This is a genomic window from Halobacillus sp. BBL2006 (assembly GCF_000786645.1).
Lineage (GTDB): Bacteria > Bacillota > Bacilli > Bacillales > Halobacillaceae > Halobacillus.
On the sequence record NZ_JRNX01000388.1, the window covers coordinates 1 to 3,840 of the forward strand.

The 3,840-nt window shown below is 40.8% G+C and carries 5 protein-coding genes and 1 pseudogene; all 6 read left to right on the top strand.

Annotated elements, in window-relative coordinates; genetic code table 11:
• A pseudogene (locus LD39_RS22655) lies at positions 1-167 on the top strand (molecular chaperone DnaJ); the annotation flags it as partial.
• 123 nt (positions 168-290) lie between these two features.
• On the top strand, positions 291-1,229 hold the full coding sequence (prmA, locus tag LD39_RS11950; RefSeq protein ID WP_035546776.1) for a 50S ribosomal protein L11 methyltransferase: 939 nt from the start codon (positions 291-293) through the stop codon (positions 1,227-1,229).
• A gap of 13 nt (positions 1,230-1,242) precedes the next feature.
• Entirely contained in the window at positions 1,243-1,992 is a 750-nt protein-coding gene (locus LD39_RS11955) for a 16S rRNA (uracil(1498)-N(3))-methyltransferase (protein ID WP_035546778.1), read from the top strand.
• Between the two features lie 99 nt (positions 1,993-2,091).
• The gene (gene deoC, locus LD39_RS11960) at positions 2,092-2,763 is read left to right on the top strand and encodes a deoxyribose-phosphate aldolase (RefSeq protein ID WP_035546779.1); all 672 of its coding nucleotides are present in this window, start codon (positions 2,092-2,094) and stop codon (positions 2,761-2,763) included.
• 271 nt (positions 2,764-3,034) lie between these two features.
• The gene (rpsU, locus tag LD39_RS11965) at positions 3,035-3,208 is read left to right on the top strand and encodes a 30S ribosomal protein S21 (RefSeq protein ID WP_035546781.1); all 174 of its coding nucleotides are present in this window, start codon (positions 3,035-3,037) and stop codon (positions 3,206-3,208) included.
• 21 nt (positions 3,209-3,229) lie between these two features.
• Positions 3,230-3,676 (top strand): GatB/YqeY domain-containing protein, encoded by a 447-nt coding sequence (locus tag LD39_RS11970; RefSeq protein ID WP_035546784.1) that lies wholly within the window; start codon positions 3,230-3,232, stop codon positions 3,674-3,676.
• Positions 3,677-3,840: the final 164 nt, after the last annotated feature.

Below are 3,840 nucleotides of genomic sequence, written 5' to 3' on the forward strand. Positions count from 1 at the left end.
GTCAAGGCGACCAGCATGTGAAAACAAAAGTAATTACACCTAAGAACTTAACGGATCGCCAAAAAGATCTATTACGCGAGTTCAATGATATAAGTGGAAACGAAGCGACAGACGAACAGCATGGAAATTTCTTTGAGCGCATGAAGCGTGCATTTAAAGGTGACTAATAAATAAAGCTAAGAGGAGAGTGTCTGCAACGAAACGGTTCTCAGGGTTTTTCAAATTGGAATATTCCCTACCTTCGTGCAGGCACTTTCTTTTTGAAAAAAAAGTAAAGTGAGTTGATCACAATGAAATGGTCCGAAATCTGTATTCATACTACCAATGAGGCTATTGAACCCGTCTCAAACATCTTACACGAATCCGGCGCCAGTGGTGTCGTCATTGAAGACCCTCGAGATCTGTTAAGAGACCATGCTCCCCTTGGAGAAATCTACGAATTGAACCCTGATGACTATCCTGAAGAAGGCGTTTATGTGAAGGCATATCTTCCCGTGAACAGTTTTTTAGCGGAAACGGTCGAAGAAATTAAGCAATCCATCACTCATCTATCAGAATTTGATATCGATCTCGGTCATAATGCAGTTACAGTGAGTGAAATTAATGAAGAAGATTGGGCTACCGCTTGGAAGAAATACTATAAGCCCGTAAAAATTTCTGAAAAAATCACGATTATTCCTACGTGGGAAGAATATACACCCGTTTCCAGTGATGAGATCATTATTGAGATGGACCCTGGAATGGCCTTTGGAACAGGAACTCATCCAACGACTGTGCTTAGTATTCAAGCGCTGGAGCAATACTTAGAAAAAGATGATCTCGTGTTAGATGTAGGAGCAGGTTCAGGTATCTTAAGTGTCGCCTCCATCTTACTGGGAGCTCGTCACTCCCATGCCTTTGATCTTGACGATATCGCTGTAACAAGCACGATGAACAATGCGAAATTAAATAATGTTGAGGATCGGGTAACTTCTAAATTGAACGACCTGCTTTCCGGTGTTGATATAGAAGCAGATTTGATTGTGTCCAATATTTTGGCGGAGATTATCGTGCGCTTTACAGATGATGCTTATCGAGTTGTAAAGCCTGGTGGGTATTTTATAACCTCAGGAATTATTTCCGGTAAAAAAGAAGAAGTACGCAGCAAACTAATTGACTCAGGTTTTGAAATTATAGAAACGAATAAAATGGAAGACTGGGTTAGTATCGTCGCAAGAAAACCAGAATAAAGGTGACCAATTCATGCAAAGATATTTTGTGGAAAGTAAAAATTGGAAAGAGAATCAAGTGGTTGTAATTGGTGAAGATGTCCACCATATTTCCCGAGTAATGCGTATGCAGGATGGAGACCATTTGGTAGCTGTCCATCCAGAACGAGGGGCAGCCAAGTGTGTGATTACGAATGTAGCAATCGATAAGATTGAATGTGACATTTTGGAGTGGTTAGAGGAATACAGTGAGTTACCAGCCCGCGTTACGATCGTACAAAGCCTTGGAAAAGGCGATAAGATGGATCAAGTTGTGCAAAAAGGCACAGAGCTAGGTGCTTTTACTTTCGTACCTTATCAGGCTGAAAGATCAGTAGCCAAATGGGATGATAAAAAGGCAGAAAAGAAAACCCACCGTTTGAGTAAGATTGCAAAAGAAGCCAGTGAACAGTCTGAAAGGGTGCACGTTCCTGAGGTTCTTAGTCTTCACACTTTAGATGATCTCATAGATTTGGCCGCGAAACATGATCTTTGTTTGTTTGCTTACGAAGATGAAGCGCGACAAAACAGGCGTAATCCCCTATCTTCAATACTTAGCGAAGTAAAGAGCGGAGATGGAATTATGATTGTTTTTGGTCCGGAAGGCGGCTTCACAGATCATGAAGTTACTCAGCTGAGAGAAAACAATTTTTCTTCTGTACGACTCGGTCCCAGAATTTTACGTATGGAAACAGCTCCCCTTTATTTTCTCTCCAGCCTGTCTTACCAGCTGGAAGAAACATGATACTTCCAGCTTTTAGATGCTCGCGTTTTCAGCGCTTTCATGCTATGATACAATAGTTGTACGAACAACTTACTTTTTTGTGAAGGGAAGATAAATATTATGGAACAAAATCTAGCGAAAATGATTGATCATACACAATTAAAGCCTGATACTCCAAAAGAAAAAATCACTCAAATTTGTGAAGAAGCAAAAGAACATCACTTTGCTTCCGTTTGTGTGAATCCTCACTGGGTGGAGAATTGCTTTGATATTCTAAAAGATACAGATGTTAAAGTTTGTACTGTCATCGGTTTTCCTTTGGGCGCAACAACAAAAGAGACAAAAGCTTTTGAAACACGTCAGGCGATTGAGAAAGGTGCCACTGAAGTGGACATGGTCATCAACGTTGGAGAGCTAAAATCCGGAAATACAGACGTCGTACAAGCAGATATCGAAGCTGTTGTTCGCGAAGCGGAAGGGAAAGCGCTTGTCAAAGTGATCATCGAAACTTCTCTTCTTTCTGAGGATGAGAAAGTAACAGCTTCCAAGCTAGCTAAAGCAGCTGGAGCTGACTATGTAAAAACTTCAACAGGATTCTCTGGTGGAGGTGCGACAGTGGAGGATATCAGCTTGATGCGCAAAACTGTGGGTCCAGACATGGGTGTGAAAGCCTCCGGGGGTGTGCGTGACTACGAGGGTGCTAAAGCAATGATTGAAGCAGGAGCGACTCGTATCGGAGCATCTTCTGGAATCGCGATCGTTAACGGGAAACAAGGTACATCAGATTATTAATATAAAAAAATTCACCGAATGCTCTCTGCAGTATTCGGTTTATTGTTAGGGTCTGATCAACGATGCGGTAATGACGGTGAATTTACTGGATTTCAAGCGATGGAGCTATATTTAAAAAATTTCCATCACTCGGCAGAACAACAGGAAATTCCTGATTAATTTAACTATAAAAAAGTTGACCATACCTACACCTTATAATATAATTGTCAAAGGTATGGGACGTTCCCATACGAGAGAAACAGTTTTTTTGCTTCGGAGGGAGGGAAATTGCATGTCAAATACAACTCGCGTTCGTAAAAACGAGTCTCTTGAAGATGCTCTTCGTCGCTTTAAGCGCGGTGTATCAAAAAGTGGTACATTAGCTGAATATCGTAAGCGTGAATATTACGATAAGCCTAGCGTACGCCGTAAGAAAAAGTCTGAGGCGGCTAGAAAGCGCAAGTAATTTAAGAGGGTGTTGAATGAGATGACTATTACAGAACGTCTCACCCAGGATATGAAAACAGCTATGAAGGCACGTGACAAGAAACGATTGTCTACGATTCGCATGGTCAGAGCTTCATTTCAGAATGAAGCCATAAAGCTGGGGAAAGACTCATTATCTGAAGAAGAAGAAATGACTGTTTTATCTCGTGAGGTAAAGCAGAGGAAAGATTCCCTCCAAGAATTCAAAGAAGCTGGACGTGAAGATCTTGTAGAAGAACTCGAACAAGAAATCGAGATTTTGCAAGTATACATGCCGAAACAGCTGACAGATGAAGAACTTGAAGAAATCGTAAAAGAAACAATTGAAGAAGTAGGAGCGACTTCTAAGGGTGACATGGGTAAAGTCATGAGCGCTGTAATGCCCAAGATTAAAGGCAAAGCTGATGGCTCCAAGGTCAATAAGCTTGTACTTCAGCAATTATCTTAAACTAAAAGACCTCTCTTTTGTAAGGGAGGTCTTTTTATATTTAAATAATATTTATGAGTTGAGGGTGCTCTTGGTGAAATTCATGCAAGTAAATTTCCCAATGGCCGCATATTCTCTAAGTTAATTGGTTTAGATTTACATAATAGCTTTTATTTTTGTTTTTG